Below are 1,940 nucleotides of genomic sequence, written 5' to 3' on the forward strand. Positions count from 1 at the left end.
ACGTGCTTCAGCGTGCCGGCGGCGTCGGCCATCACCTTGCGGCCGGTGCCGGCCTCGCCGGTCAGCGAGACCTTGGCGATGCCGGGATGGCGCGTCAGCAGCCGGCCGGTTTCGGCAAAGCCCTGAACCACATTGAAGATGCCGTCCGGAACACCGGCCTCGCGCATGATCTCCGCCAGCCGGAGCGCGGTGAGCGGTGTCAGTTCCGCGGGCTTGAACACCATGGCGTTGCCGCAGGCGAGCGCCGGTGCCGCCTTCCAGCAGGCGATCTGGAGCGGATAGTTCCATGCGCCGATACCCGCCACCACGCCCAGCGCCTCGCGCCGGGTGTAGCCGAAGGCGGCAGGCCCGAGGTCGACGTGCTCGCCGGTCAGCGTCGGGGCGACGGAGGCGAAATAGTCGAGGCAGTCGGCGCCCGACAGCACGTCGACGGCGATGGTTTCCTGCAGCGGCTTGCCGGTATCCTGCGTCTCCAGGCGGGCAAGCTCGTCGTTCTTTTCGCGCAGCAGGCCGGCAACGCGGCGCAGGATGCGGCCGCGCTCCGCACCGGTCAGAGCGGCCCACGCGGGCTGGGCGGCGCGTGCGGCGGCAACGGCGGCATTCACCTCGTCCTCGCCGGCGATCTCCAGTTCCGCCAGCACCGCGCCCGTTGCCGGATTGGTGGTGGTGAAGGTGCGCGGGGCGGCAGCGGGGGCGAACCGGCCGGCGATGTGGCTGGCGAGCACCGCCGGGGCTGCCGGCTGTGCCGCCGGCTGCGGCGTGCGCGGCACGGCGGCCAGCTGGGCATCGACGAATGCGGAGGCGAGTTGCCGGGCGTTGGCGCTGTCGGCCTCGCCTTCGGCGGAAAGGGTGGCCCGCAGCCACAGACCGTCGATGACCGAGGCGATGGTCACCGCCAGATCGTGGGCGGCCTGCGCGGGCACCAGATCGCGCAGCGCCGAGCGCAGGTTGGAGATCATGCGGCGCTGATAGATGTTCTGCACGCGGCGGAAGCGGGCGGAGTGGATGACCTGCCCCCAGAACGCCAGCCACACCGAGGAGGTGCGGCGGTCGAATTCCTCCGGCGAGAGGTTGGCGTCGATCACCGCCTGAACCCGCGCGCGCGGATCGCGCGTGGCTGCAAGGCGCCGCGTGGCCGCATGGCCGACGCGGCTTGCAAGGTGGCGCAGCGTGGCTTCCAGCAGCCCGTCCTTGTCGCCGAAATAATGCGCCACGAGGCCCGGCGAGGTGCCGGCGCGGCGCGCGATCTCGCCCAGCGTGCAGGCATTGAAGCCCACATCGGCCAGCGTCTCGATGGTGGCCTCAATGAGCTGGCGGCGCCTGTGGTCCTCAGCTTCCGCGCGCGTTGCCGTCATCTCCCGCATGGTGCTCTCCTGCCTCAGGCGGTGGTCGTTCAGGGGTGGATGGAGGGCATCGAAACATTGTTTGAACGTTCAATCAAGATTCTTGTTGCTGCTCCGACGCACGTGGCGTCAATTTGGGCAGCGCTGCCGGAATTGACGAAAAACGGCCTAAAGCCGCGCCGATTCGACGAAAGTTTCGTTGATTGAACGATCAAAAAAAGTGCGTGACAACCGGCGCGTCCTCAGCTTGAATTTGTCTCAGAACAAAAGCCGTCCCGGCAAAAGGCCGGGCACCGAAGGCAAACAGGCGCCGGGCATCCCGCGACGGCGCCGGCCGGGCACTTCCACCCGGAGTCGCACTGACGAAAGAGGGGTTTCCATGGTTTTCCGCAAGCTTATCCCGACGCTCTCCGCGCTGGCGCTGCTCGGTGCCACTGCCGCCCCGGCGCTTGCCGCCGACCCGGCCGCCTGCAAGGCCGTGCGCTTTGCCGATGTCGGCTGGACGGACATCACTGCCACCACGGCGATCACCTCCGCCATCCTCGACGGCCTCGGCTACAAGGCCTCGACGCAGGTGCTGTCGGTGCCGGTCACCTA

Annotated in this window: 1 protein-coding gene and 1 pseudogene; one reads left to right on the top strand and one right to left on the bottom strand. The window is 68.9% G+C overall.

Features of this window, described 5'->3' with window-relative positions; all coding sequences use genetic code 11:
* Positions 1-1,364: transcriptional regulator BetI (betI, locus tag V7067_RS17650; protein WP_334177190.1), on the bottom strand; the 1,364-nt coding region annotated here is incomplete at its 3' end.
* A 358-nt stretch (positions 1,365-1,722) separates the two neighbouring features.
* Between betI and V7067_RS17655 the strand changes: the two are divergent.
* A pseudogene (locus V7067_RS17655) lies at positions 1,723-1,940 on the top strand (glycine/betaine ABC transporter substrate-binding protein); the annotation flags it as partial.

This window comes from Pseudoxanthobacter sp. (genome assembly GCF_036822375.1).
Classification (GTDB): Bacteria; Pseudomonadota; Alphaproteobacteria; order Rhizobiales; family Segnochrobactraceae; genus Pseudoxanthobacter.